The organism is Nostoc sp. KVJ20 (assembly GCF_001712795.1).
Taxonomy (GTDB): domain Bacteria; phylum Cyanobacteriota; class Cyanobacteriia; order Cyanobacteriales; family Nostocaceae; genus Nostoc.
This window is the reverse complement of record NZ_KV757632.1, coordinates 14,030-39,958: the sequence shown is the minus strand read 5'-3', so window position 1 is coordinate 39,958 and position 25,929 is coordinate 14,030. Positions and strand designations below refer to the sequence as shown.

Sequence of the window (25,929 nt, the reverse complement as noted above, 5' to 3'; positions counted from 1 at the left end):
CCTGATTTGAGCAGAAGGAGCGATCGCTTATATCAAGGTCATAATCTATTCCTAACTCCTCACTCCTAATTCCTAATTTTTTTACTTACCCGCCTAAAGTCCGTGTATAGATTACCTGACCTTGAGAATCATAGAGAAAAAGGGACACATTAGCATTGTCACTAATTACAGCTAAGGCTTCCCGTAAGATTTGCAAGTGATTGGTAACGTCAACAGCAGTATCCGAGTTCTCAGAATAAGGATTAGCCAAGTTATTTTGCCTGATTTGGTCATATTCAGGGGTTAGCCGGACAATAATTCCTGCATTGTCCATGCTAAAAGTGCAAATCCGAATTCCATTAATACAGGTTTTATCTAAATCAGTGCGGGTTTGTTGCAAACTACTAACAACTTGTACTTTTTCTTGTGCTTGTTTGAGGGCTGCTGAGTAGGGTTCGATGAGAGACTGAGCCTGAGTGTAGTACAAGCTATCTTCCGAAATCTGTTTAGCAGTTTGCAAAGCCTGATCCCAGTATGTCGCCGCAGCTTGCCATTGGTTTTGTTGCTGATATACTTTGGCTTGGTTGGCGGTGCTAAGGGCTTGTTGGTAGCTTTTAACAGCTAATCGTTCTTTAGTAGCGCGATCGCGTGCTACTACTAACTTAGGTTTATAATCTACCATCAGCTTTTGGGCATCTTGGTATCCAGCACTAGTCCGGGGAATGGTATTCAAGGTATTAACTACCACCAGCCAAGTAGACTGCACCTTTTGCCAATCATTCAAAGATTTAGCAGTAGCTTCCCGCCTTTCGGCTGCAACAGCAACAGCTTTTGCTGCTGTTATTTTTTTCAGCCATTTTTCCTCAGTAGCTATTTGCTGATTTACAGCGTGCAAACGGACACGATAATTAAGTAATTTACCCTGCACCAATCCATAGAGTTCACTACTGGAACTTATAGCTTCTAGTGGCGCTATAGCCTGTCGCCATAAGTGTTGCCTAGCTTGTAATTCCTCTAGACTAGATGCAGGAGTTTGAACTTTTTGTATCGCCAAAGATGCTGTCTGCAAAGCCTTGACCACCTGGTTGATTTTTTCTGACCGCCCAGAAAAACTTACTTTTAGTTCTTCTGACATCTGGTGACGGGGCGACCAACTAGGAATTACATTCAGGGCTGTACTGGCTGCTGCAAGTTGCTGTTGTATAACTACTAATTCTTTTTCAGACTTGGCGCGGCGCATCAGTTGCGGAGATTTTGTTTTTAATTGTGCAGCATTTTGTATTTCTTTACACTCAGACATCACACAAGGGCGAGTCAACAAGTAAGTACCACTACCTAAAACGACAATTCCCACCAACACTGCACCCAGTAGTACAGGTTTGACTTGGAATCCTGGCTTTGAAGCCGACAAATTCGGCACATCTGCAAACGGATCAAACAGTTCTTCTTCATCAGTCTCATCAATTGATGGAAAATATGTCAGAGCCGATGAGGATGAATAAGATATTGCTTCCTCATCTTCTCCTGCTCCCCCATCTCCCCATCTCCCCATCTCCCTATCCCCCCATTCCTCCGTCTGCTTCAGAGCCACGAAACATTTGGCATAAGGGAGTTGTTCACCAAAAACTCTGAGGAAACATTGCACTCGCTGCTCTTTGCGGGGTGCTAAAGACTGAAGTACTTCTTCAATGACTGCAAAAATTAGTTGAGCATCAACTATTACATCTGATGCATGTTGCGTTAAAATCATTAACTCGTCTTTATTGACGGCACACTTAACCTCGAAGACTTCAGCCGTTGAGACTTCTACAAGTAATTGTTCCTGCAAAGTTTTGGCTAAAAGCTGTAAATCTTCCTGCTGGACTGCTACTTTCATAGAGCTTTCCCGCTGAATTTCTATATTGTTTTGATTATTTTTAAGAGGATGAAACGAACTTTCTCGGTTTGTTGAATGCAAATGCACAGTTTAACCAACCACAGCCTGAAAATCTGAACGACCAACTTTCTAACACAAATTCTGACTTTTCACCAAAAATAAAAAAAGCAGTTATTGTTTGCGTCGCTACATTTTCATAGCGCTAGATGCAAAATTAAATAATCTGTCTTCAGATATAAATTACAAATAAAAAATGGGAATAATAGAATTTTTGAGTATTCTCACTGCATTATTTCGCGATAATAAAATTCACAGAAGCTACTGCTTTGCAAAATTCTAGTTGCAGAGCAGTTGTGACCAAATTATCCAGAGGTTAAGGAAATGATGCTATGTCAGAGGGTTTTGACAGAAATGCTAGTTATCTTCTATGCTGGGAAACCTACTGAAGAGATTAATTAAGTGTTGTGGCTCTGGCACAAACAGGTTAGCTATCGAAATTAATGTATCTAATTTGCTGAATTCGATAAAGTTGATCCGTGAAAAATAAGTTTTTATAGCTGCCAAAAGCTTAATTATGTAATAAAGGTGCTGCAAAATATTAAGACAGCAATAACCAAAAGCTTGGAAAGTGTCAATACTAAGGTGTATCAATGGATTTATTAGAGTACCAAGTTAAAGAATGGTTTGGGAAAATAGGCATTCCGGTATTGCCTTCGCAACGAATTGATCATCCTACAGATTTGAAACGTTTAAAAATTCGCTTCCCAATTGTACTGAAATCTCAAGTACACGGTGCAGAACGGGCAAAAGCAGGTGGAGTCAGGTTTGCCCAAACGACTATCGATGCGATCGCAGCTGCTCAAAATATCTTTAGTTTACCAATATGGGGCGAATTGCCGGAAGTTGTGCTGGCAGAATCTAAATACGACGCCAACCAAGAATTTTATCTCGCAGTAGTTTTAGATACCGCTGTCTGCCGACCAGTACTTTTAGGTTGCAAAGAAGCAGATATTGATTGGGAATCCGCTGGGGAAAGAATGCAGCATGTTGTCGTGGAACAGGAATTCTCGCCATTTTATGCGCGACGATTGGCTTTAAAAATGGGTTTGCAAGGAACGCTAATGCAGTCGGTAAGCAGCGTTGTGGAGAAGATGTACCACTTATTTGTGCAAAAAGACCTGGATTTAGTCGAAATTAATCCCTTGGCAGTCAGTGCTACTAGTCAAGTTATGGCTCTTAATGGTAAAGTCAGGGTCAACGAACGGGCGATCAAGCGTCATCCCGATCTCGCCGAGATGGCAGCAAAAATTATCAGTCGTCATAGCAGTACTGAAATCAACAGTATTTTAGGCAGCTGGAATGGTGTAAAGATGCACGGAAAAATCGGTATTTTAGGTAATGGTACTGGTTCAGTGATGGCAACTTTAGATTTAGTGGCTAATGCTGGTGGCAATCCAGGCGTTTGTTTGAATCTACGTCATGCTTTCCTTACAGATACTACACCAACTACCTTCCGCGATCGCTTGGAGACAAGTCTAAAAATCCTGGAGGCTGACAAAAGTATTCCAGTAATACTAATTAACTTTCTAGGTAGCATTCCTCAAATTGAACAAGTAACTGAAGTTATAGGCAGATTTGTGCAGCAGGAAAATAGCGAACTTCAATCACAGGTTGTACATTCTAATGGCAGTAAAAATAGCCGAGAGCGAAATTTTACACCCTTGGTTGTCCGTCTTGCTGGTTCTGAATTTAAGGCTGCTAGAAAATATTTAGCAACACTAAAAACCCACACTGATGCGCTCCTCGTGGTAGAAAATTTAGATGAGGCAGTAGCGGCAGCGGTTCTTCTTGCTAAACCAACGGTTAATAAGAAGTAGTAACTGTCATTTTTTCCAATTCAAAAATCAAAAATTAATAATTTTTACCGCAGGGCATAAATTTTTGAATTTGATGCTGAAACCAAGTACAGCTTTGCTTCCTGGGACTAAATTATATAGTACATTGAAACTGAATATTCCTAAGACATCTTGCAAAAGTAACTTTTGCAAGATGTTGGGGAAAGGTTAAAGGGAAAGGGAAAATTCCATCCTTTCCCCTCTACCCCTTATCCCAAGAGGGGGCCCCACCTTCCCCTTTACCCACTTCTGCAAGAAGTCTCTAGTTAGAGGCGGATTTTGCCACTTTTGGAACACTCAACCTCAAGAATAGTTTTTGGAATTTCAGTAAAAATTGAATCAATACGACAATGTAAAAGTGTCGTTTCTATTCCCAGTGCTTTTAGGCACTGGGTTGCCAAAATCTAGGGTAATTTTTTATGAATCTAACGCCAGAAAGTAAAGTCTTAATTCAAGGCTTTTGTGAATTTATATCAAGCACTCATGTTGCTCAAATGAAAGCTTATGGCACAAATTTAGTAGCTGGTGTCAATCCTGGATGCGGTGGACAGGAATTGCATGGACTGCCAGTATTTGATTTAGTAGAGGAAGTAATAGGACAATTTGGGGCAATTGACACGACGATTATTTGTGTAGATCCTTACGATGTTTTAGATGCGGCATTAGAAGCGATCGCATCTAATATTCGCCAGATCATTATTATCACCGCTGGCGTGCCGCCTTTGGATATGGTGCAATTACTCCGCAAAGCCGAAGCCTGTGAAACTTTGGTAGTCGGGCCAAATAGTCCGGGGATCATTGTACCCGGAAAAATTCTCTTAGGGACTCAACCTAGTGAATTTTATACCCCTGGTTCTGTGGGGATCGTTAGTCGTAGCAGTACTCTTACTTACGAAATCGCCTACGAATTAACAAAAGCAGGTTTAGGACAATCGATTAGTGTCAGTATTGGTAGTGATGCGATCGTTGGTTCCTCATTTCTGCAATGGCTGCAAATTCTCGATGAGGATGAAACCACACAAGCGATCGTTTTAGTCGGTCAACCTGGTGGTGGTAGTGAAGAAGCAGCAGCCCGATACATTACTGAAGCAATTGATAAACCAGTAATTGCCTACATTGCCGGCCGACAAGCACCACCAGGAAAAACTTGGCGTCAAACCGGGACTTTAGCAACGGTTATCGGACGCGATTCTAACTTTGGCACAGCCCAAAGTAAATTAGCTGCTTTAAAAGAAGCGGAAGTTCCGGTAGCTGAACGCCCTTCTCAGATTCCAGAATTATTGAGAAAAGAGATTAACTAATTACTAATACAACTCTTGGAGAGGCTGCGCCAACGGCTACGCTCAGTACAAGTTCGTAATTCAATTCTTAACTACGAATTACGAATTACGTTAGCGAAGCGGTAGCGACTCAGGAGCGTCATTACGAATTATTTTAATGAGCGGTTTTGAGGGAACAAGTAGGCGATCGCAGCGTAACCCGAAACACTGAGTAAACTAACCAAAAAAGCAGCCAGAACAAAAGTAGACATAATTATTACACTCTATGCGCTTCCAAAATCTCGGCATTCATCAACAAACCAAGATTTTGGATAGTTTCAAATTAGCAATTGGGTATGACACAGCCATGACTACCTTATGTCAATCCCTTGTATCTCAAGGCTTTAAGTCAAGAGCAGCAAAATCTCTAATTTGGTGGCTTGGAATTAAATGGATTTGAGAGACAACAGATAAATTTCAACCCCTACCTCCTGCCTTCTGCCTCCTGCCTCCTACCTCCTGCCTCCTGCCTCCTGCCTCCTGCCTTCTTCAAGCCAAAGGCAGAAAAAACCGAAACGTACTGCCAACTCCCAATTCGCTTTCTACCTGAATTTGACCGCCTTGTAGTTCAATCAAACGACGGGAAATAGTTAAACCAATACCAGTACCTCCCGAATGGCGATCGCGCGATTGGTCGGCTCGCCAGAAGCGTTCAAACACATGAGGCAAATTTTCTGGAGCAATACCAATGCCTGTATCCACAACCGCAATCCAGAGTTGAGATGCTTCAGTCCCAACACTAATGGTAATTGAACCTTCGTTAGTGTAACGCACTGCATTACCTAGCAGATTAACCAACACCTGTTCTGTACGGTCAATATCTGCCAATACGAAAGGTAGGATAGATGGACATTTTAAGAGCAGAACTGGCCCATCTTCCAGCAGTTGGTCGGTAAATTTCTTCACTAATGACTCTAACAACGGACGCAGATTTACCCGTTGGATATTAATTGGCAAATAACCCGCTTCTGCCTTAGATAGTTCTTGTAAATCGTTCACCAACCGCTCTAAGCGCCTAGTCTCTTTAGCTAAACGCCGATAGATTTCAGGAGACGCTTCAATTTCCCCATCAGCCAGTTCTTCCAAGTAACCGCGCACCACGGTTAACGGTGTTCGTAATTCATGGGTCATATCTCCAATCACTTCTCGCCGCCGCGCTTCAACCCCTTCTAAACTGGCTGCCATCCGATTGAAACTAGCACTCAGTCCACTGAGTTCGGGAATGTCAGACACAGGTAGCCGTGCATCCATCTGACCAGCAGCAAATTTTTGGGTAATTTGTTCCATCTCGGTCAACCGCTGCATAATCCGTTTGGATACCCAGTAACTCAATCCTCCAGCGGCGGTGGTTCCCACTAAGACTGACCAAATAGTGCTTCGTCGCCAAGCAAATTCAAATCCTGTAACTAATTCAGTGCGGATATTGATTAAGTCGAACCCCCGGTTTTCTAATCGTTCTAAATGCAAGACAAACAAGTGGGGGGAAGAGATTTTGCTGATGCTCACCAGACTCGCTACTCCCACGATCATTACTACTAAGTGGGAGAAAAATAGGCGTCCTCTCAGCCCCATCTTCATAATATTTACGCCACCAGAGGATCTTCAAATTTATAGCCCACACCAACAACAGTTTTAATAAAAGTGGGATTTGCCGGATCAGGTTCAATCTTTTTTCGCAACCGAGCTACATGAGTATCCACCACTCGTTCATCGCCAAAAAAGTTATCTCCCCAAAGTTTATCAATTAGTTGGGTGCGATTCCAAACTCGACCAGGATTGCTGACAAAGGTAGTTAGCAAATTAAATTCTAGGGTAGTTAAGTCCAAAATTTCAACGTCCTGAGAATTCATCTGGCGACTGGCAGTGCGCTGGTCTACATCGACAATAAAATGTTGGGTACGATTGATTTGATGTTGTCCCCCTTGGCGGAGGCTACGCCGTAATAGTGCCCGCACCCTAGCTACCAATTCTCTGGGGCTAAAGGGTTTTACCATGTAATCATCAGCACCAGTAGATAGTCCAATGACGCGATCAATTTCTTCACCCTTAGCCGTGAGCATCAAAATGTAAGGATCTTTTGTGCCTGGTTTCTGGCGAATTCTGGCGCAAACTTCCAACCCATCCAAACCAGGAATCATTAAATCTAGAATGATTAAATCCGGTGGTTGCTCCTGAAACATCCGCAAAGCATTCAGACCATCGCGGCTAATGCGACAAAAAAATCCTTCCTTTTGTAAAGAGAGTTCGATTAAATGAGCAATTTCTGGTTCATCTTCAACTATTAAAATATCCATTTAAATTAAGGTCGAGCAAAATGCAAAGATTAAAGAAGACACAAAGACGCATCTTCTTTGTCTGCATCTTTGTATCACTACATCTTCTTTATTAATTAAAGGTTTGAATTTGACGCTGTTCGATAACTATAGCCAAGATTAGAATCTTTTTGAATGTGTGTTTTAATACTATCGAGGTCAATAAAGCAGTCGGCAACATCAATCAAACTTTCACTCGTCGTTGTTTGCAGACTCACCACTTCCACTCGAACACCCATTCTGCTGACAGCATTTACAGCATAAGCTAAATCTCCATCCCCACTCACCAAAACCGCAGTATCATAATAAGGAGCTAAAGTTATCATATCTACAGCAATTTCTACGTTCAGATTTGATTTTTTGAAATTTTCTGCTGCCAAAACAAGCTCTTTTGCTACTACACGATAGCCATTACGACGCATCCACAACAAAAAACCCTGTTGCTTTTCATTGCTGAGATCAACCCCAGTATAGAAGAAAGCACGCAACAGTCTTGAACCGTTAGTTAAATGACAAAGCAATTTAACATAGTCAATTTCTATGCCCAGTTGCAAAGCTGTATGAAACAGACTTAAGCCATCAATAAAAATAGCAACTCGACCACGATTTAAGCTATTAAAAATCGAACTATCAGGTGCAGAATCTCGCATCTTAGTATCTTTAGCTTTGATAGGAGTATCGCTCAAATTCTGCCCTTGCCAATGGGGTTTAGCTTTGAGTACTTTAGATTCCTTAAATTCATTTCTTTGTTTGCTAAAATTAGTTATAATCATTGATACCTCTGATTTTAAAGTTAGAAAAATTTTTCGGTAAATTCTCTATAGTATAGTCTGTGCTGATTTACAAACCCAGCAGGTAATGGTCTTAAGTCACTACATGCAGATAAACTTAACTGGCGCTCAATAAAATTCAAAGTAGACAGCCCAAGAGTTTGTCAATTTTCCCAGGAACGGTTTAACGATATGTTGCCTCTGTCCACAAATATGTTAATCTTTACCCACCAAGACAGCAAGAGTCTGGAAAAAATAAATCTTTTTGTCAGGATAGGGGAAAGCTTCGCGAACGTCATCTATCTATATTTTATTTTACCTCTGCATTTTAATAACCTTGCAGTCAGTAAGTTGAGATTTAAGACAGGCTAAAGACGCTCAAATACTGGCAAAGAATGTAATATGCGATGCTTGCGGCGGGCTACGCCAACGCACTTTCAAAAGTTAGGTTGTACTCAGGTATTTAAGTAATCTTTAATGTGATCAGCACTGACGACAATACCAGAATCCCGACTTCTTTAAAGAAGTCGGGATTCTAAATCTTAGTCTTTAGCTAACTTGTTGTTAGATGTGTAGTAAACCTTACTACCAGTGTCAGGTACAAAATGGCAGCTGACACATGAATGCCATAATGACTTCCAAATGGGTTCTTCAGATTTGTGGAAATACTCACCCATCACCGGTTTTATTGCCTCAGTTGCCTTCAGCAAATTGTAGTGAGGGATATTAAGGAATATGTGGTGAGCGACATGAGTACCAATATCGTGATGGATATGATTAACCAAACCATAATCACGGTCAATACTAGAAATCGCGCCTTTCAGGAAAGTCCAATCTTCTCCACGATACCAGGGAAGCTCTGGCTCAGTGTGGTGCAAGAATGTCACCAAATCGAGCCAAATTATAAACACAAGGTAGGGTACTGCATAATATTTCAGCAACCACATCCAACCCCATTGGTAGGTGAGGAAACCGAGCAAACCTACCATACCAATCAAAAGTACAGTACTAGTGATGACATCCCATTTTTCCGATGGCTTGAAAAGCGAACTGCCGGGCATAAAGTGGGAGCCTTCCTTGTTAGGAGAACGCTTAAACAAATACACAGGATAAGCCAATAGAAAAACATAATATCTGCCGATCTTTTGGGCTAAAGGCATCTCCTTGTATTGTGATTCGGTCACAGGATACCAGCTTTCATCATTATCGATATTGCCAGTATTTTTGTGATGGGTTCTATGGCTGATCCGCCAACCATGATAAGGAACAAGTATTGGTGTGTGCGAAAGATGTCCAATCAAATCATTGAGCCATTTATGCTTAGAAAAAGATTGGTGTCCGCAGTCATGCCCAACTACAAACAAAGCCCAAAACATCGTTCCTTGCATTAGCCAGAAAATCGGGAAGAAAAGCCAAGAATCCAGGTAAGAAGCAACTGCATAAAGCAGACCAATAATCAGGATGTCACGAAAGAAGTAAAAAAGTGATTTTGTCACATTGGGCTGAAAGCATTCAGCAGGAATTGCAGCTTTTAAATCCCCAAGTGTGAAAGGTAATTTAGTCGTATCCTCAGACGTTTCACCGCCAGGAGGATTATTGAAACTGATGGTATCTAATTGCACTGGATTCTTTTGTTAGATATAAATCGGAACTTGATTTGAGACCAAATAATCTCACCTCTAGGATGCCCACGAAACTAGCGATCGCTAACACAAAAGAGGATAATTTCTGGCAATTTACCTAACAATTTTAGTCATTAAAAAATTGCCAGATTCTATTTAAACACAGCATGATAAACGCTCTCGTTAATTCAAGAGCGTGAGTGTAATCACAGCGCTATTTATTGCTCTGTATAATGCTCGTCAAAAGTCTTATAGCCAACATCAGTTGTGTACAGTTGACACTGGTCTGTAATCTGCTTCATTAAAGGCCAAGAAAACTGACACTCATCATGGAGATAAGGCTGCCAATTCTCTTTGATGCTGCTGTAAGCTAACCGCAAATTATAAGAAGGAATAGCTGTGGAAATATGATGAGGGACATGAACATTGATATCGTGACACAAAACTTCTACCCAACGCGGATAATCGCAATGAATAGTGCCAGATAGTTGTGCTAGAGCTTCGTTCCACTTGTTCGCTGTCGCAAAAGGAACATCTACGGCAGTATGGTGAACAATGGTAAAAGTACTCATCCAAAAATGGTAAACCATCCAGGGCACTAGCCAAAACTTGACAAATCCCCAGATACCAGTTGTGGCGATAAGAAGGGGAAAAGCGATCGCAGCAAACACAACTACTACACCCACAGAAAGCTTGATACTCGATTTGTCTTTAGTTTTGAAGTTCCGCCAATCAAAATGCACCACAGCCCAATGTCCAATGGAACCTACCCACCAGAAGCGTTTACGCATGAACAGCTTAAAAGCAGACTGCCGGGTTTTATCCCAATTTTCAAACACTTCTGGTCTGATTGGATGCCAAGCATTGTCCTCATCCAGCTTGTTGGTATGAGTATGGTGATAATTATGCTTAATGCGCCAACTGTGAAAGGGGTAAATCAACGGCATCATGAAGAAATGCCCCACTAAATCATTTACCCAACGACGTTTGGCAAAAGACCTGTGTCCACAATCATGGCCAATTACAAAAAATCCTGTTAAAGCAGTGCCCGTAAAAATCCAAGCTAGGGGCAAAAGAAACCAAGGAGTGATAATCAAGCTGTAGTAACCCAAGGCAACTGCCAAAACACTCAGAATTACTTGTGTCCAGGCTTTGCGACGGTTCTGCTGAAAACATTCCCGTGGCAGGGTTTTAACAATATCTTTGAGCCGGAAGTCGGAATTACTAGGCTCGTCACTTAGTTTCTGGCTATTAATTATTGATGTAGTCATGAACACCTGAAAAACAACAAACTCCTCCACCAAGTCACTAAAAAAGTGGCTTGCCGCAAAATTTCTTAATATTAGCGCTTCGGATTATAGCAACCTAACCGACACAAGCGCACCCGTAAATAAACTTTTGAAAAGTGGGGAGTTAGGAGTTAGGAGTGATGAGTGAGGAGTGATGAGTTTAGATTCTTAACTCAAGCCTAATTGTGAATTAGAAACGCTCCTTGTTCTCATAAAAATCGACGGGAACATAAACATTTCAACGCCTGATTCACACCCTCACGTAACTCCAAACTCCTAACTCCAAACTCCTAACTAGTTTTTGTTGGGGCCAACTTCACATTAGTAGCTAAACCAACTGCTTGTAGCAATTGAACTGTCATCCAGGTTAAATCGATTTCCCACCATTCCAGCCCATGACGAGCTGAGTATTGAAAAGCATGATGGTTATTATGCCAGCCTTCACCGAAAACTAGTACGGCTACCCACCAGCAATTAGTCGATTTATCACCAGAATCATAGCTCTGATAGCCAAATTTGTGAGTGGCGCTGTTCACCAACCAAGTGCAGTGGTAAACCCAGACAATGCGAACAAAAATACCCCAAATAACAAACGGCCAGCCACCCAGAAGTAAAAGCAATACTCCCAGAGCAACCTGGATCAAAATGAAATATTTTTCTAAAAACTGATAAACTGGGTCTTCGGCAATGTCTTTGGTGAAACGAGGAACATCAGCGTGAGCGGGACAATAATGAGTCAGCCAACCCATGTGGCTCCACCAGAAGCCTTTATTGGAATCATGGGGATCTGTGTCAGTATCAGAGTTTAAATGATGAATGCGATGTGTCCCAACCCACTCAATTGGGCCTCCTTGACACGAGAGTGTGCCGAAGAAAACCAGGAGATACTCTAGCCACTTGGGAGTTTGAAAACTGCGGTGGGTGACAAGGCGGTGAAATCCTAGAGTAACTCCTAAACCACCTGTTACCCAGTACAGCAATAAACCCACACCAACTGCCGTCCAGCTAAAGTTACCAGGAACAAAGGCAAATAAAGCGCCGATGTGCAGTCCAATGAAAAACAGGGTATTAACCCAGTTAATTTGAGGTTTGGTTGAAGTAGCAATTGTCATGCAGTAACCTGAATTTGAATTTTCCAGCCTAGTATGTGGGATCTTAAAATCCGCATATCTATAATTTAATTTTTTTTGAACGAGGAACTGATGAACAGCTTAGAACAGCTGCGGCAAGCAGAACAGGCACTATTAGAAATTTTTTCTGGAATTGACACTCAGGTCAAGCATAATCTAAAACGAGTGCTGGATGCTTTTCGTAATCACCGTGTAGGCGCACACCACTTTGCTGGTGTAAGTGGCTATGGTCACGATGATTTAGGACGAGAAACTTTAGATAAAGTTTTTGCCGAAGTTATGGGTGCTGAAGCTGCGGCCGTGCGAGTTCAGTTCGTTTCGGGAACTCATGCGATCGCCTGTGCTTTGTTTGGTGTTCTCCGTCCTGGAGATGAAATGTTAGCAGTGGTCGGTTCTCCCTACGATACGCTTGAAGAAGTCATTGGTTTACGGGGTCAAGGTCAAGGCTCACTTATCGAGTTTGGCATAAATTACCGCCAATTGGAGCTAACCTCAGAAGGAACTATAGATTGGCAAGCAATAAGAACTAGTGTGGGTGAAAACACTCGTTTAGTGTTAATTCAGCGCTCTTGTGGCTATTCTTGGCGTCCTAGTTTATCAATTGCTGATATTGAAAAAATCGTCCATTTGGTAAAGCAGCAAAACCCGAACACCGTTTGCTTTGTGGATAACTGCTACGGTGAATTTATTGAAACAAAGGAACCTACAGCCGTAGGTGCTGATTTAATGGCGGGTTCATTGATTAAAAATCCTGGTGGTACTATTGTCAGCGCTGGCGGTTATGTCGCCGGTCGCGCCGACTTAGTAGAAGCATCTGCCTGTCGCCTCACTGCTCCTGGTATCGGGAGTTATGGCGGTGCTACTTTTGACCAAAATCGCCTGTTGTTTCAAGGCTTATTTCTGGCTCCGCAAATGGTGGGAGAGGCGATGAAAGGAACTTATCTGACCGGTTATGTATTTGATAAACTCGGTTATCCAGTAAATCCTGCACCCCTGGCTCCCCGTGGAGATGTAATTCAGGCAATTAAACTTGGTTCTGCCGAAAAGCTAATTGCTTTCTGTAAAGCAATACAACAGCATTCTCCCATCGGTTCTTACTTAGATCCTGTTCCAGATGAAATGCCGGGGTATGAGAGCAAGGTGGTCATGGCTGGGGGGACATTTATTGAAGGGAGTACTTTGGAGTTATCAGCCGATGGGCCTTTGCGTGAACCGTATGTGGTTTATTGTCAGGGGGGGACTCATTGGACTCATGTAGCGATCGCACTCGAAGCTGCGATCGATGCAGTTGGCAGTATCGACAAACAGGAGAATCGTAAGGAATGAGCGATCGCTATAATCCTACTACTGCTACACGCCTCAATGTCTACATCCAAGGTCAAGGATTCCCCATTTTGGTCTTACACGGTCATCCTGGTTCTGGTCGTAGTCTTTCTGTCTTTACCAATCATTTATCAAAACGCTACAAAACTTTTGCCCCTGATTTACGTGGATACGGCAAAAGTCGCTGCAATAGCAATTTTGAGATGAATGATCATTTGACTGATTTAGAAGCGCTGCTAGACCGCTTGAAGATTGAAAAGTGCCTCGTATTGGGATGGTCACTTGGGGGCATTCTCGCAATGGAGTTGGCATTACGTTTACCAGAGCGGATTACCGGGCTGATTTTGGTGGCGACAGCCGCAAAACCCCGTGGTAGTCATCCTCCTATAACTTGGCAGGATAATTTATATACTGGCGTTGCTGCCTTATTGAACTATATAAAACCAAGTTGGCAATGGAATATTGAAACTTTTGGTAAGCGATCGCTTTTTCGCTACCTAATCCAACAACATACATCTACCAGTTACAACTACATTGCTAAGGAAGCAGTACCAGCTTATTTGCAAACCTCTCCTGCTGCTACTCGCGCCCTCTATACTGCAATTCAATCGGGATACAACCGACTTCTAGATTTGCAACAAATTCAATGTCCTAGTTTAGTACTTGCTGGTGAACAAGACCGCCACATCACATCTGATTCCAGCTTACAAACTGCTCAACACCTCCAAAATTCTCAGTGGCAGTGCTATCCCAACACTGCCCATCTTTTCCCGTGGGAAGTTCCCCAACTGATGCTCAGAGACATTGACCATTGGCTGGAAGAACATCCGCAGGTAATTGGTAGTCAATAATAATTACTAATTCGTAATTACGCTCCTACAGACGCTCTTTCCTCGCTACCGCTAACGTAATTAAGTTTACGTAACGGTCATTTAGAAAGATTCACAAAACTTGCCGATGAAGAAGCAGGGGACTTAAACCCCCAGAATTAGTTAAAAATTTTGACTATTGACGAAGAAGAAACGGAGAGAGAAGATGTGGTGACGCGGTGAGTGAAAAAGAAAGACTTGGTAACGCAGTCAAAGAATTATCTGTGTATCCATGTCTTTGCATCTCCACATCCCCGCGTCCTATTCATTTTCTGGCCTAAATTAAATCTGACCGCCAAAGGCAGGCTGTACTTTGCGGTCAAATCTTTCCCCCAAGTCTTCAGCGATGGTTAAGGTATTAGGTTTGCAGCGTTTGATATGGACAACAATTCCTTGCGCCCCTTCGATCTCCAAATCTTCTATATATCCAATGCTTGACAATTTGGCATCAGAAGAATTCAGAAATGGCCCGAAGTAGTACGTGCAGCGGGGATTCTGCGTCACAATCTCTACCCACCAAGCCAAGCCGATGTAGTCGAATGTGTTAATCAACACTTCCTTGAGGTTATGCCAAATGGTTTTCATGATTTTCGCCAATTTGTAAACGTGCTACAGGGTGTTAAACGATATGGTGCTTTATTATCTTTTACATTTCTTTATACTCTGTTACCGTTATTTTTTCAAAGAGATTTTTTGTAATCTATCTAAGTGCAGCGTATTTTGCGATCGCTGACGATAAATTTCATAAAGCGCCATACCCGCTGCTACCGAGGCATTGAGGCTAGGAGTCTTACCTTGTAGAGGAATCGATACTAAGAAATCACAAGAACGTTGAGTCAACATACCCAGACCTTCGCCTTCTGAGCCGATTACCAAAACGATTGGGCCAGTAAAATTGACTGTATGCAAGGGTTCGCTCCCACTTGCAGCGGTGCCATAAATCCAAAAGCCAGCTTCTTTTAATTCTTCTAAGGCGCGGCTGAGGTTGACAACTCTAGCTACAGCAAAATTTTCTAAAGCACCTGCTGCCACTTTCATGACAGTGGAAGTGATCCCAGATGCCCTTCTTTGGGGAATCACCAATCCTTGAGCGCCTATTGCTTCGGCGGTACGAATAATTGCTCCCAAGTTGTGGGGATCTGTAATGCCGTCAGCCACGACAATTACGGGATCGGTTACAGATTTGGCTTGTTCCAGTAGATCCGGTAATTCGATGTAGGCGTAGGGAGCAATTTGTGCTGCCACACCTTGGTGATTAGCGCCGTTGGTGAGATGGTCTAAACGCTTGGGTTCAACCTCATCAATCACTGCGCCATTTTCCTTCGCTTGCAAGAGAAAATGGTGAAAGCTGGGATCATAGCGCAAACGAGTAGTAATCCAGAGACGGTTGAGATTGCGCTGATTTTGCAACGCACTCAATACTGGATGACGACCGTAGATTAGATCGCTATCTTCTGTCGATTCTGTAGATACAGACGCTTGGGAGAAGTTGTTATTTCGTTGTCGGGAGTTGCCATAACTAGGGTTGCTATCTATTTTCCGAGGATTGCGATTCGGATTAACAACAGAGATGGTGTTGCCATCTACTTTCCTGGGATTATGAGTCGGATTAGCAGCAGAGGTGGGTTTGCTATCTATTTTTCTAGGATTATGAGTCGGATTAGCAACAGAGGTGGGTTTGCTATCTATTTTCCGAGGATTACGAGTCGGATTAGTAACAACACGCTTACCTTTAAGTTTTACGGGTTGTCCACGATTTGGTTCGCTAGAAGTATTAACTTTTCTTGGTTTATTCTGCATTTTAGTTATGGATATAGCGTATGGTTGACAATCTCGATTACCTCAATTTCTTGAACCTAATCTACTGCTGTGGCTACTATGAAATTGAGTTTTCACTCTTTTTCTATATGAAGTATTTGCAACAGTTCGGTTAGACGCTGGTAATCGGTGAGATATAAGTAGCCAACTAAGGTTTCTAAACTAGTTGCCTGTTGATAAATTTCGGGATTAAGTCGCTTAGGGCGTCCTGTAGCGGCGTTTCTACCCCGTCGGACAATTTCTAATTCGGTATCCCTGAGATGAGGAATCAGCGATCGCAAATGTAGCGCTTGTGTTTCCGCTCTTACCTGCTCCACTACCAGACGATGGTAAATTCCTGACCGCTGCAATGGCAGCAGATAGAAGATTCTAACATACAACTCATAAATTGCGTCCCCCAAATATGCTAAAGCACTAGGAGAAATTTGTTGCACTTGTGAGAGGGAAATCTGTTGGAATGGCGCTGTGGTTGCCAAGAGTGCTTGATTCCAAGATAAACTCTGTTTGGGAGTTTTATCTTGTCCATCTAATAGCTCTTCCTCCTGTGACTTCACAAATAAATCATTCCTTCACTGGCTCTATTTGGCAGGCATTCTTCGCAAAGACTGATTTTTCTGAAGTATGCCATGATAGTATACTTAGCATAATCAATACTATCAAAATTACTTCCTAATTTCATCTTTTTGATTGAGAGTTGGCACTTTAAATCACCCTGATGTCAACGCCTATAAACCAAATTTCGCCTACTTCTTGTGGTGTTTGCTTAATATAGGGTAAAATTCTGACATCAAATTCACCCTTCTACTCAATGGCATTGCCATGCTTACTTAGTAAGCGACAATTTTCCACTATACAGTATTAAGTCAAGTCTATCTATAGAAAAATCTGCTGGATTTGTATTTCTTACAGATTTCTCACATTTGATTGCTTATCCAATATTTTAGCCAACGATTACATACCCAATAACCGGGTGTTTATATATTTAGTTATTGCTCAACTTTAAATATAATAGCTCAACTGGCTTTCTCCCTCTCCCACAAGGAGAGAGGTTTTTTGCCAGAAGTTTTAAAAATTAAGCTATCCGATGTTGAATCTAGATAGCTAAATTGAACTCTCAGGTCGAGCAATCAAGACTACTTGACGTTTTCTAGAGCGTCTTCAACTGATTTTTGCAGGGAGAGAAACTTCTCTAGGCGAACAAGCTTGACCGTTTGAGTTACACGGGCATTCGTGACAATTTGCAAAGTGCCATCAGCAGTTTGAGCTTGCTTGGCGAGCTGCACCAAAGCGCCCAAGCCAGAGCTATCAACAAAGTCAATTTGTGAGAGATCCAAAATAATATGCTTAGGGCCCTCGTCAATCTTGCTGCCAAGTGTCTTGCGAAATGTCGGCTCAGAAAAAGCATCTAACAAACCTGTGAGGCGGAATAGCTGACAGTTATCCCGGACTTCGCGAGTGCCTCTCAGGCTAACGGTTAGATTTAGTGGCTCAGCAATAATTCCCTCCTCATGAGTTAAAGTGAACGCTCAAGTATAGATGGTTTTTGAGCAAATTGTCTACAATCTGTTGGAATAGGGGATTGGGGATTGGGCATTGGGCATTGGGCATTGGGCATTAGAAAACTCTTCCCTATTCCCTATTCCCTATTCCCTATTCCCCATTCCCTATTCCCTATTCCCCATTCCCCATTTTTACCTCACCTCAGCCACAGCTTGACGTGCTGTTCGCATGGATTGGACAAATTGCTCAAATAAGTAATCAGCATCGTGGGGGCCAGGACTGGCTTCTGGGTGATACTGTACGGAGAAAACAGGTAGAGATTTGTGACGTACCCCGGCAATGGTGCGATCGTTTAAGTTCAGGTGGCTGATTTCCACAACTGCCGTAGGTAAAGAATCTGGGTCAATAGCAAAACTATGGTTTTGGCTGGTAATTTCTATCCTTTGTTGTAAACCCGCAGGCTGATTCAAACCACGATGACCAAATTTAAGTTTATAGGTTTCTGCCCCTAGTGCATGACCTAAAATTTGGTGTCCCATACAAATACCAAAGATAGGTTTTTGACTTAACAGAAGTGCTTTGGCAGTTGCAATCCCTTCGGTGACGGCAGCAGGGTCACCAGGGCCATTAGAAAGAAACACACCATCTGGATTGTATTTGAGAATTTCCTCTGGTGGTGTATCAGCAGGTACAACAATCACCCGACAACCATAACTTACTAGGCGACGCAAGATATTACGTTTTATGCCAAAGTCAAGGGCAACAACAGTAAAGGGTTCCCCAAGATTTTCCGCAGCCTCAGAGTTAAATTGCCAAGCTGGAATGGTGGGATCTGACCATTCATAAGCCGTTGGGGTGGTGACTTCACGAACCAGATTTAATCCTGCCATGTTGGGAGCCGCTAGTACCTGCTCTAGCAATTCCGCTTCATCAAGAATAGTCGTAGAAATGCCACCATTCATAGCTCCGAACATCCGAATTTTGCGGGTGAGGGCGCGGGTATCGATGCCGTAGATTCCTGGCACTTGGTTTTGTTTGAGGTAGTCAGGTAAAGATTGTGTCGATCGCCAGTTACTCGGTCGTTGACAAATATTGCGTGCGATCGCACCCCGCACTTGTGGGCCATCTGATTCCTCATCTTCAGGATTGACACCTGTATTGCCTAATTCCGGATAGGTAAAAATGACTATTTGACCGCAGTAACTAGGATCAGTCAGGACTTCTTGATAGCCGGTCATACCAGTGTTGAACACCACTTCTCCGATCGCGGTTCCCGTAGCACCGAAAGACCAACCGCGATAAGTGGTTCCATCTGCCAAGACTAGTAAAGCAGGTATTGTGTCAGACAGGGGCATAGTAAATTGGGGAGTGGGGAGTGGGGATTGGGGAGTGGGGACTGGGGATTGGGTACTGGGGATTGGGGATTGGGGATTGGATGGAGAGGTACAGGGCGGGTAAAACTCTACTCCCTTGCTCCCTACTCCTTGCTTCTTCCCCAGTCTCTAATTCCTAGTACCCAATCCCCAGTCACCAGTCACCAGTACCCAATACTGCGATTGCTAATTATCCCATGAGTTGGGCAATTGGGAGTTTTGAAAATGGTTAATTAAAATTAAAAGAGAATTAAAGTAGCGGGAGTGAGTTTGGCAAAGCTTGGACAGGTGAACTACCCCGCCGTCAGACGGACAGGGCTTCTCAATTCATCGGGAACAGCTTCTAGGACTTCGTAGTACTAGAAAGTCTAACATTCCCTCCAAGGGCAGGAGTCCTGGTTCCCAAGACCAAATCTTTCTCTTCTCCCAAGGGGAGACGCCAAGGGCGATGCAACACTTACCTATACAGCTTGGTTTTCGCTTACGGCATTGGTGGTCAAGACCCAGCTATTCTATCAGAGAATTTTGGCGCTTCGTCATGCATAAGCGTATTTTTTTTGCTGATGCAAAAAAATACGCTTATGCCCTACTCAACCCCCGCTCACAATCCCCACCTTATGAGTACATTGAAGATAGGGACTTCCGCAACCCGTTAAAATTAGTTATGCTTCAGTCCTTTTTATCCCGTGCAACCCTAATTTTTGTATCAAGCGCTCTAGCGGTTTTGTGTGTTGCCTGTAGTCAAGACAAACGGAACACCGCAACTGGTGGCAATGAGCAACCCACGCCAATTGGGGATCTGGCATCAGTACAGCCTGCCGTCGAACCAGCAACACCAGCAGCCACCCCAGCACAGCCACTAGAGACTTCTGAAAGTGAACCCAGTGTTTTTGAGATGGGGCTAGATAAAGCCGTTGGCGCTTGGAGTATCAGCCAATCGGCTCAATCTCCAGATGATTGGAAATTGGTGGCGAGTCAATACCAGGATGCGATCGCGCTGATGCAAAAAGTCCAGCGACAAACCCCAGAATTTGCCTTTGCTCAATCCAAAATCACAGAATATCAGCGCCAAATCAAATATGCCAAACAGAAAGCTACTCCTCGCCCTGTAGCGTCGCCAATTGCGGAACCTCAGAAGAGAATAGTTGTTACCGTTCCCCAGATAGCAGCCGCACCAAAGTTTACCTCACCTCCTGTAGCCACAAAACCTTTACCACCAGAGTCAGGTTTGCCTTCATCAGTAATGCTGATTCCAGATCAGGCAGTATTTACAGCCCCAATTAAAAGGCGGGCTGGTGGGACGCCAATTGTGGAAGTTACTTTCAATGGCCAGGAGAAATTTGAGATGATTGTGGATACGGGAGCCAGTGGCACTGTAATCACCCAAGAGATGGCAAATACCTTGAGAATAGTGGCAGTAGGGAAAGCGAAGGCAAATACCGCTAGTGCTAGGGCTGTAGAATTTCCCGTGGGTTATGTTAATTCGATGGCAGTTGGCGGGGTAATAGTGAATAAAGTACCAGTAGCGATCGCAGGTGCGGAACTAGAAATTGGACTTCTAGGACATGACTTTTTTGGCAATTACGATGTCACCATCAAACGTAATATCGTAGAATTTCGTCCGCAATTGCGATCGCAAATTAATTCCCCAGAAACTCAACTAACTGCTCCAACTTCGTCCAAGCAGCCCCACTTTGTAGAATATCCTTAGCGATTTTAATTCCCTCGGCGTGATCTAGGAGTGCGATCGTACCCGCTACTTGCAGCGCTAACGACGCATTCAACGCTACTGCATCCTGTTGTGCCTGAGTTCCCTTACCTTGGAGTACCGCCTTGAGAATCTCCGCATTCTCTTGGACATCGCCACCCCGAAGCATACCGATGGGAGCAGGTGTTAAATCCAAATCTAAGGGATTAATGGTAGTTAACTGCACTTCTCCATCTGATAACACCGCCAAGTCGGTTAAATCTCCTAACCCAGCCTCATCAAGTTTTTCTCGTCCGTGCAGCACAATCGCCTTTTCCTTGCCCAAATTCTGTAAAGCTTTGGCAACTGTTGCCAAAAGTTTGGGAGTAAATAACCCCACCACCTGCCCAGTTGGACGCAAAGGATTTACTAATGGCCCAAGCAAATTGAACACCGTTCGTACCCTGAGAGTTCGCCGTAATGAGGCAACCGCCTTGAGGGCTGGATGCCAACCAGGTGCAAACAAGAAAGTGATCCCGACTTCTTGTAATGCGGCTTGCACTTTTTCACTGGATGCACTCAAGTTTACACCCAAGGCTTCCAATACATCTGCGCTCCCTGTGAGACTTGAGGCTGAACGATTGCCGTGTTTGGCCACAAGTACACCAGATGCAGCGGCGACAAAAGCAACGGCTGTAGAAATATTAAAGGTTGAAGAACCATCTCCACCAGTACCACAGGTATCTATTAGAGGAATTGGTGATTGGGGATTAGGGATTGGGGATTGGGTAGATTCTTGCCCAGTCCCCAGTCCCCAGTCCCCAGTTCCTAGTTTTGATTGAGATTGTAATACTTCAGCCATGCCGGTTAACTCGTCGGCAGAAACGCCTTTAAAGTTCAGCGCTGTTAAAATAGCCCCTGATAACTCTGGGGGAACCGCTTCACTGAGCCACCCTTGCATCAATTCAGCAGCTTGACTACGGGATAAAGATTGGCCATCTATTAACTGTTGCAGCAGGATATACCAGCTAGCAGAGGATTCTTGAGCAGGGATTGGAGAAGTTGTCATAGCTAAGGTTTGTATGTTGTAGCTATATTGAGAGCTATGGGGTTATCCTACCGGAAAATTGAAAGCTATCAAAGTTAGGTTTAAATCTCAAGGCTCAATTGCAAAGCGGGATTAGCAAGATTCTGAACTTGTGATTTTTTCTCCAAATCAAGTTTAACTTCGTAATTAGTAATGAATAATTCTTTACCTTTAGCTGCACCAATTTGTTTATAGTTATTCATGCCATACTGCAATTCCCACTCTGAAATATTAGCCCATTGAAAATTTTCTCGAATTTGCGTTGAGTTGTCGTAGGTAATTAGCCAACGATGATGACATTGTTGCAAAAGTTCAGCAAATCTCTGATGTTCAAAAGAAGTGTGCAAGTCACCGTCTTTACCATATAGCTTTGATTTTGTAGCACTAAAATATGGTGGATCTAAAAATAAAAATACGTCTTTTCCTTGTGTTTTTAATAGGTGGCTGTAATCTAAATTAGTAATTTGGACGTTTTTTGATAGTATATCTTCTAGCTTTCCTAGCCGTTCTATTGAAGAATTAGTAAATCTTTTATGAAAAGCTTCTTGAGAAAAACCACCTGATTCTACAGTTCCAGAAAAAGTAATTCTATTGAGTACGAAAAACCTAACCGCTCTTTCTAAATCAGATAACTTATTTACATCTACACTAGTTAATTCTGTAAAGAGTAATTTACCATCTGTATATTTGACTTTAATATGTCGAATTTCTTTAACTAATTCAGGTAGCTCAGATTGGGCAAATTTCCAAAACAAAAAAAGTTCGCGGTTTAAATCGTTAATCCAGATTTTGATATGAGGAAACTTTTGTCTTAAATAAATAAATACAGAGCCACCACCCACAAAAGGCTCTCGAAATTCTGAAAAGCTCTCTGGTAAATATTCAACTATTTGATTAATTGCTTTTGACTTACCGCCAGGATATCGTAGAGGACTTTTGAGCATAATTTAGAAATCGTCACACTTGGGGTAATAACAAACGCTTTAGCTAAATCAGCATCAATGCTTTCATTGTCTGCTCCTGTAGCGTAACCGAGATTAATGCTTCCAGCATGACTTCGGAAGCGTTGACGAGTTGCTTCTTTCTCTGTTTCAAGTTGCGAATTTTCATGTCTTACAGAAGCATACTGCTGTTCTATAGAAGTAGCTACCAATTCTGCAAGAGATACGCCTGCAACCTCGGCTTGTTGCTGTAATGCCGCGTAAACTTCATCACTTAATTCAAAGCTTAAAACCTGACTCACCGCACTACACCTCAGCTACTATATGTAAGCATGAATGTCATATTAACTTAGTTTATCAACAACAGATAGTTTTTTCTTTATGGTATAAATATTGAGCTACCAGCCAGTAGGGATTAAGCACTCTTATTAGAAATAATTGTAATTATTATGTGAAATATCCAGGGCAATTTTCTTGTCTCACCAAAAGCTTAAATTATCTATTCAAAACTCCTATAGGAATCCGCTTTGATTTCTGAACTAATTTGCGTAGGCAGGCAATAGGCAATAGGCAATCTTGCTACAGTCAAAAAGGCTTCTTAGTTGTACTGAGTTTTTTCAGAAATAAAATATGAGTCCTATACAATCATCTACTCAGGATTATTTTTATGTCCCGTTCTGCACCCTATCAACCTTTGTTATTGCGAATTCTTCACGGCTTAAGTGGAATTTTAGTTATCGCAGCAATTATTACTGGATTTCTAGTTTACAACACTTACGATCGCAGATTTGGCAGAATCCCATTCCCTCAAATTGGTGATATTCAAGGCATTCACGGCACTTTTGCACTATGTTTCTTGCTTCTTCTACCAGCTTTTGCCCTCTATAGCTTTCATGCTGGACAAAAGCGCCTTGTTCAATCTGATTCTTTGCAGCAACTAACTCAGCTTGGCAAGCCAATTTGGTGGGTTAGCTTGCAACGTCTAGCAAATACTCTCATGCTCATCGCCGCTATTTTGGCTGTGAACTCTGGCAGGATGATGAAGGAAGAGTGGCTTCCAGCAGGGCAGCTAGATCATATTTGGTACTCACTCCACCTTTGTGCCTGGGTTGTGATGGTTGGCTGTGTGGCGGTTCATGTTTTGATGTCTACCAAGGTGGGTGGTGCGCCGTTGTTACTCTCTATGTTTTCGTGGAAGTTTCGCCCAGAAGATAGCCCTGCTAAATGGTCTAGTCGTTTTCGTGGTTGGTTGACTAGCTTACAGGCTAACTTTGGTGCGGTAATGAATAATTTTATGCAAAACAATTTTTACCTCAGAATTATTGAGGTGATTGTGTTGGGTGGAATTCTGACGGCGTTTGTCTTACCTGTATTTTTTCCCGGTAGTGAGTCATAGGTCAATATAATTCGTAATTCGTAATGACGCTCGCAGACTCGCTACCGCTACGCTAACGTAATTCGTAATTACAATCAGTGGGGGCTTCAAGGGAAACGCATCTAATTTGTTTTGACAAAATATAATTTATATGCATGAAAAAAAGGGATGTATTAGGAGGTTACTATCAGTGTAGCTGTAGGCATAGGAAACTGTTAAGATTAAACTACGTACCCGTAATATATACTGCTGAATTTTGACTTGATTTAATGTTGCATTTCCGTAAAAATCTGTTACATTACTTTACAGGCAGTTATAACTGTTACAACATAAAGCTCGGAGTATTATTTATGGCAGACGTTAAGAAGACTACGCCTTCGGTTTCAGAAGATCCTAATGCTTTGCGCTGGGGCTTCACTCCTCAGAGCGAAAACTGGAACGGTCGTTTTGCAATGATTGGTTTTTTATCTGCTGTTGCGCTTGAAGTGTTTTCTGGTCAAGGGATTTTACACTTCTGGGGCATCCTTTAGATTTAAACGTTTTTACCTTCATTAGATGATGAGGCAAGGCAGCGATTCACCAAATCGTCTGCCTTTCCTTGTATTAGAGAATTTTCTTAGCGTGATGAGCGAAATATTACACGGCCTGGAGATTCTTCTTGATTAATTCGCGTATATACTCGAAGACAAGTTAAGACTTCACCAGGAATACCACCACAGTCTAGTTGTAAGTCATCCTTGGATGAAGCACAGATATCTGCATAAAGTCCCGATAATTGGCGAATTCGCACTTCATTACCTGCATTAATTGCCTCATCAGCGACTTTCTTCAAAATGCGTCGTGATTCTTGTTGTAGCTTTCCCCACCAAGAATAGCGTTCAGCGGGTGGTACAAATATTAGGGAATGTATAGCCTCGTCCATATCAATCCAAGCACGGAGAATTGACAGGGGATCAGTGTTTTTTTCAGCTTTTTGGGTGCGTTGGAAGCGATCGCTTAAAGCATCAATATATTGATGTCGCTGTTCTGGTTTGGAGTGCAAGGAAACAACATCAAAGCCAAAAACGCTCTTTAAAGCATGATGTAAATCTGGGTCTATTTCGATAAAATTCATATATAAAAATAGGAATGCCGCTGGTAAATCGGATGCATTCCCTTGAGTATTTTGAGAATTTGAAAGTGCTTGTTGATACAAGGCTAAACCCTGACTTTGAACAGTACCAGTAAGTCCAGGGTAGATAATTTCGTCTCGGATAAAGGGAAGTTGAAAGAGGTTAGAATTATCTGCGATCGCACCAACTTCTTGAGCTAAATCCAAGGTGCGCGATCGCCAAGTTGCAGCCAAATCTTCTGGTACTCGCAATAGCTTGCGTTGAATCTCATTCCACAAATCTGAGTCCGTTGTGCTTTGCAGTTGGGAATTACCCAGATAATAATTCAGTTCTGAGTCAGAATTAAAAGCTTCTCGCAGGTGACTGAGTTTTAAATCAGCTGGCGCATCTTCCCAACCAGTATTTTGCTGTGGGGGTTCAGGTTCCAACAGGTTATGAAGTTCTTGCAGCACCTCATCACATATTTTAGATCCTGGATCTAGGGGTAATTCTGTGCGAGCCTGATTTAAAGTAGCCTCTAGTCCATACAAACTAAACCGCAGTAACCGGGCTAACTCTGAGTTTTCTACCTCTAATAATTGACGCAAGTGCTGCATGAATATCACCTCCAAATATTTTCGTAGCGAATAAAACTTGGCAAACCTCTGCGCCC

The 25,929-nt window shown here is 42.6% G+C and carries 23 protein-coding genes; 7 read left to right on the top strand and 16 right to left on the bottom strand.

All coding sequences use genetic code 11. From position 1 onward, the window contains the following. Window positions 1–85 precede the first annotated feature (85 nt). Entirely contained in the window at window positions 86–1,855 is a 1,770-nt protein-coding gene (locus A4S05_RS18460) for a hypothetical protein (RefSeq protein WP_069071258.1), read from the bottom strand. Window positions 1,856–2,505: 650 nt separating this feature from the next. On the opposite strand from A4S05_RS18460, the gene A4S05_RS18455 reads away from it, so the two are divergent. Both A4S05_RS18455 and A4S05_RS18450 read left to right on the top strand, forming a co-directional pair. After that, on the top strand, window positions 2,506–3,732 hold the full coding sequence (locus A4S05_RS18455) for a succinate--CoA ligase subunit beta (RefSeq protein WP_069071257.1): 1,227 nt from the start codon (window positions 2,506–2,508) through the stop codon (window positions 3,730–3,732). A 437-nt stretch (window positions 3,733–4,169) separates the two neighbouring features. After that, complete coding sequence (locus tag A4S05_RS18450; protein WP_069071256.1) at window positions 4,170–5,051, top strand: succinate--CoA ligase subunit alpha; 882 nt, start codon at window positions 4,170–4,172, stop codon at window positions 5,049–5,051. 507 nt (window positions 5,052–5,558) lie between these two features. On the opposite strand, the gene A4S05_RS18445 is transcribed toward A4S05_RS18450, so the two are convergent. The 6 genes from A4S05_RS18445 to A4S05_RS18420 form a co-directional block, all read right to left on the bottom strand. Then, a complete protein-coding gene (locus A4S05_RS18445; RefSeq protein ID WP_069071255.1) occupies window positions 5,559–6,647 on the bottom strand; it encodes a sensor histidine kinase in 1,089 nt (362 codons plus the stop codon). A gap of 5 nt (window positions 6,648–6,652) precedes the next feature. Next, on the bottom strand, window positions 6,653–7,363 hold the full coding sequence (locus A4S05_RS18440; protein WP_069071254.1) for a response regulator transcription factor: 711 nt from the start codon (window positions 7,361–7,363) through the stop codon (window positions 6,653–6,655). A 95-nt stretch (window positions 7,364–7,458) separates the two neighbouring features. Next, window positions 7,459–8,154: a LabA-like NYN domain-containing protein gene (locus A4S05_RS18435; protein ID WP_069071253.1), complete on the bottom strand. Its 696-nt coding sequence runs from the start codon at window positions 8,152–8,154 to the stop codon at window positions 7,459–7,461. Between the two features lie 539 nt (window positions 8,155–8,693). After that, complete coding sequence (locus A4S05_RS18430) at window positions 8,694–9,773, bottom strand: fatty acid desaturase (protein ID WP_069071252.1); 1,080 nt, start codon at window positions 9,771–9,773, stop codon at window positions 8,694–8,696. 218 nt (window positions 9,774–9,991) lie between these two features. Beyond that, entirely contained in the window at window positions 9,992–11,044 is a 1,053-nt protein-coding gene (locus tag A4S05_RS18425) for a fatty acid desaturase (protein ID WP_069071251.1), read from the bottom strand. A gap of 308 nt (window positions 11,045–11,352) precedes the next feature. Then, the gene (locus A4S05_RS18420; protein ID WP_069071250.1) at window positions 11,353–12,174 is read right to left on the bottom strand and encodes an acyl-CoA desaturase; all 822 of its coding nucleotides are present in this window, start codon (window positions 12,172–12,174) and stop codon (window positions 11,353–11,355) included. A 90-nt stretch (window positions 12,175–12,264) separates the two neighbouring features. Between A4S05_RS18420 and A4S05_RS18415 the strand changes: the two genes are divergently transcribed. Both A4S05_RS18415 and A4S05_RS18410 read left to right on the top strand, forming a co-directional pair. Next, window positions 12,265–13,518, top strand: a complete 1,254-nt coding sequence (locus tag A4S05_RS18415) for a methionine gamma-lyase family protein (RefSeq protein ID WP_069071249.1) — start codon at window positions 12,265–12,267, stop codon at window positions 13,516–13,518. Then, window positions 13,515–14,366: an alpha/beta fold hydrolase gene (locus A4S05_RS18410; RefSeq protein WP_069071248.1), complete on the top strand. Its 852-nt coding sequence runs from the start codon at window positions 13,515–13,517 to the stop codon at window positions 14,364–14,366. The genes A4S05_RS18415 and A4S05_RS18410 overlap by 4 nt, the downstream gene beginning before the upstream one ends. Before the next feature lie 300 nt (window positions 14,367–14,666). Here A4S05_RS18410 and A4S05_RS18405 read toward each other — a convergent pair whose 3' ends face one another. The 5 genes from A4S05_RS18405 to carA all read right to left on the bottom strand — a co-directional run bounded on the left by A4S05_RS18405 (window position 14,667) and on the right by carA (window position 19,057). Next, complete coding sequence (locus A4S05_RS18405) at window positions 14,667–14,969, bottom strand: DUF1816 domain-containing protein (protein WP_069071247.1); 303 nt, start codon at window positions 14,967–14,969, stop codon at window positions 14,667–14,669. A gap of 87 nt (window positions 14,970–15,056) precedes the next feature. Beyond that, window positions 15,057–16,184, bottom strand: a complete 1,128-nt coding sequence (gene rlmB, locus A4S05_RS18400; protein WP_176727040.1) for a 23S rRNA (guanosine(2251)-2'-O)-methyltransferase RlmB — start codon at window positions 16,182–16,184, stop codon at window positions 15,057–15,059. Between the two features lie 92 nt (window positions 16,185–16,276). Continuing rightward, complete coding sequence (locus tag A4S05_RS18395) at window positions 16,277–16,756, bottom strand: Mini-ribonuclease 3 (protein WP_069071246.1); 480 nt, start codon at window positions 16,754–16,756, stop codon at window positions 16,277–16,279. Window positions 16,757–17,335: 579 nt separating this feature from the next. After that, the gene (locus tag A4S05_RS18390) at window positions 17,336–17,701 is read right to left on the bottom strand and encodes an STAS domain-containing protein (protein WP_084227153.1); all 366 of its coding nucleotides are present in this window, start codon (window positions 17,699–17,701) and stop codon (window positions 17,336–17,338) included. Between the two features lie 192 nt (window positions 17,702–17,893). Then, window positions 17,894–19,057 carry a glutamine-hydrolyzing carbamoyl-phosphate synthase small subunit gene (gene carA, locus A4S05_RS18385; RefSeq protein WP_069071244.1) on the bottom strand — a complete coding sequence of 388 codons (1,164 nt, stop codon included), beginning with the start codon at window positions 19,055–19,057 and terminating at the stop codon, window positions 17,894–17,896. A 682-nt stretch (window positions 19,058–19,739) separates the two neighbouring features. Here carA and A4S05_RS18380 point away from each other — a divergent pair. Further along, window positions 19,740–20,786 carry a retropepsin-like aspartic protease family protein gene (locus A4S05_RS18380; RefSeq protein ID WP_069071318.1) on the top strand — a complete coding sequence of 349 codons (1,047 nt, stop codon included), beginning with the start codon at window positions 19,740–19,742 and terminating at the stop codon, window positions 20,784–20,786. On the opposite strand, the gene trpD is transcribed toward A4S05_RS18380, so the two are convergent. The 3 genes from trpD to A4S05_RS18365 form a co-directional block, all read right to left on the bottom strand. Next, complete coding sequence (gene trpD / locus A4S05_RS18375) at window positions 20,716–21,831, bottom strand: anthranilate phosphoribosyltransferase (RefSeq protein ID WP_069071243.1); 1,116 nt, start codon at window positions 21,829–21,831, stop codon at window positions 20,716–20,718. The two genes, A4S05_RS18380 and trpD, sit on opposite strands and share 71 nt — an antisense overlap. An 80-nt stretch (window positions 21,832–21,911) precedes the next feature. After that, window positions 21,912–22,793 carry a DNA adenine methylase gene (locus tag A4S05_RS18370; RefSeq protein ID WP_069071242.1) on the bottom strand — a complete coding sequence of 294 codons (882 nt, stop codon included), beginning with the start codon at window positions 22,791–22,793 and terminating at the stop codon, window positions 21,912–21,914. Further along, window positions 22,736–23,092, bottom strand: a complete 357-nt coding sequence (locus A4S05_RS18365; RefSeq protein WP_069071241.1) for a hypothetical protein — start codon at window positions 23,090–23,092, stop codon at window positions 22,736–22,738. The genes A4S05_RS18370 and A4S05_RS18365 overlap by 58 nt, the downstream gene beginning before the upstream one ends. A 365-nt stretch (window positions 23,093–23,457) precedes the next feature. On the opposite strand from A4S05_RS18365, the gene A4S05_RS18360 reads away from it, so the two are divergent. Both A4S05_RS18360 and A4S05_RS18355 read left to right on the top strand, forming a co-directional pair. Continuing rightward, window positions 23,458–24,186, top strand: a complete 729-nt coding sequence (locus A4S05_RS18360) for a cytochrome b/b6 domain-containing protein (RefSeq protein ID WP_069071240.1) — start codon at window positions 23,458–23,460, stop codon at window positions 24,184–24,186. 329 nt (window positions 24,187–24,515) lie between these two features. Continuing rightward, entirely contained in the window at window positions 24,516–24,695 is a 180-nt protein-coding gene (locus A4S05_RS18355) for a high light inducible protein (protein WP_069071239.1), read from the top strand. Between the two features lie 86 nt (window positions 24,696–24,781). Here the strand turns inward: A4S05_RS18355 and A4S05_RS18350 are convergent, their stop codons facing one another. Then, window positions 24,782–25,873: a hypothetical protein gene (locus tag A4S05_RS18350; RefSeq protein ID WP_069071238.1), complete on the bottom strand. Its 1,092-nt coding sequence runs from the start codon at window positions 25,871–25,873 to the stop codon at window positions 24,782–24,784. Window positions 25,874–25,929: the final 56 nt, after the last annotated feature.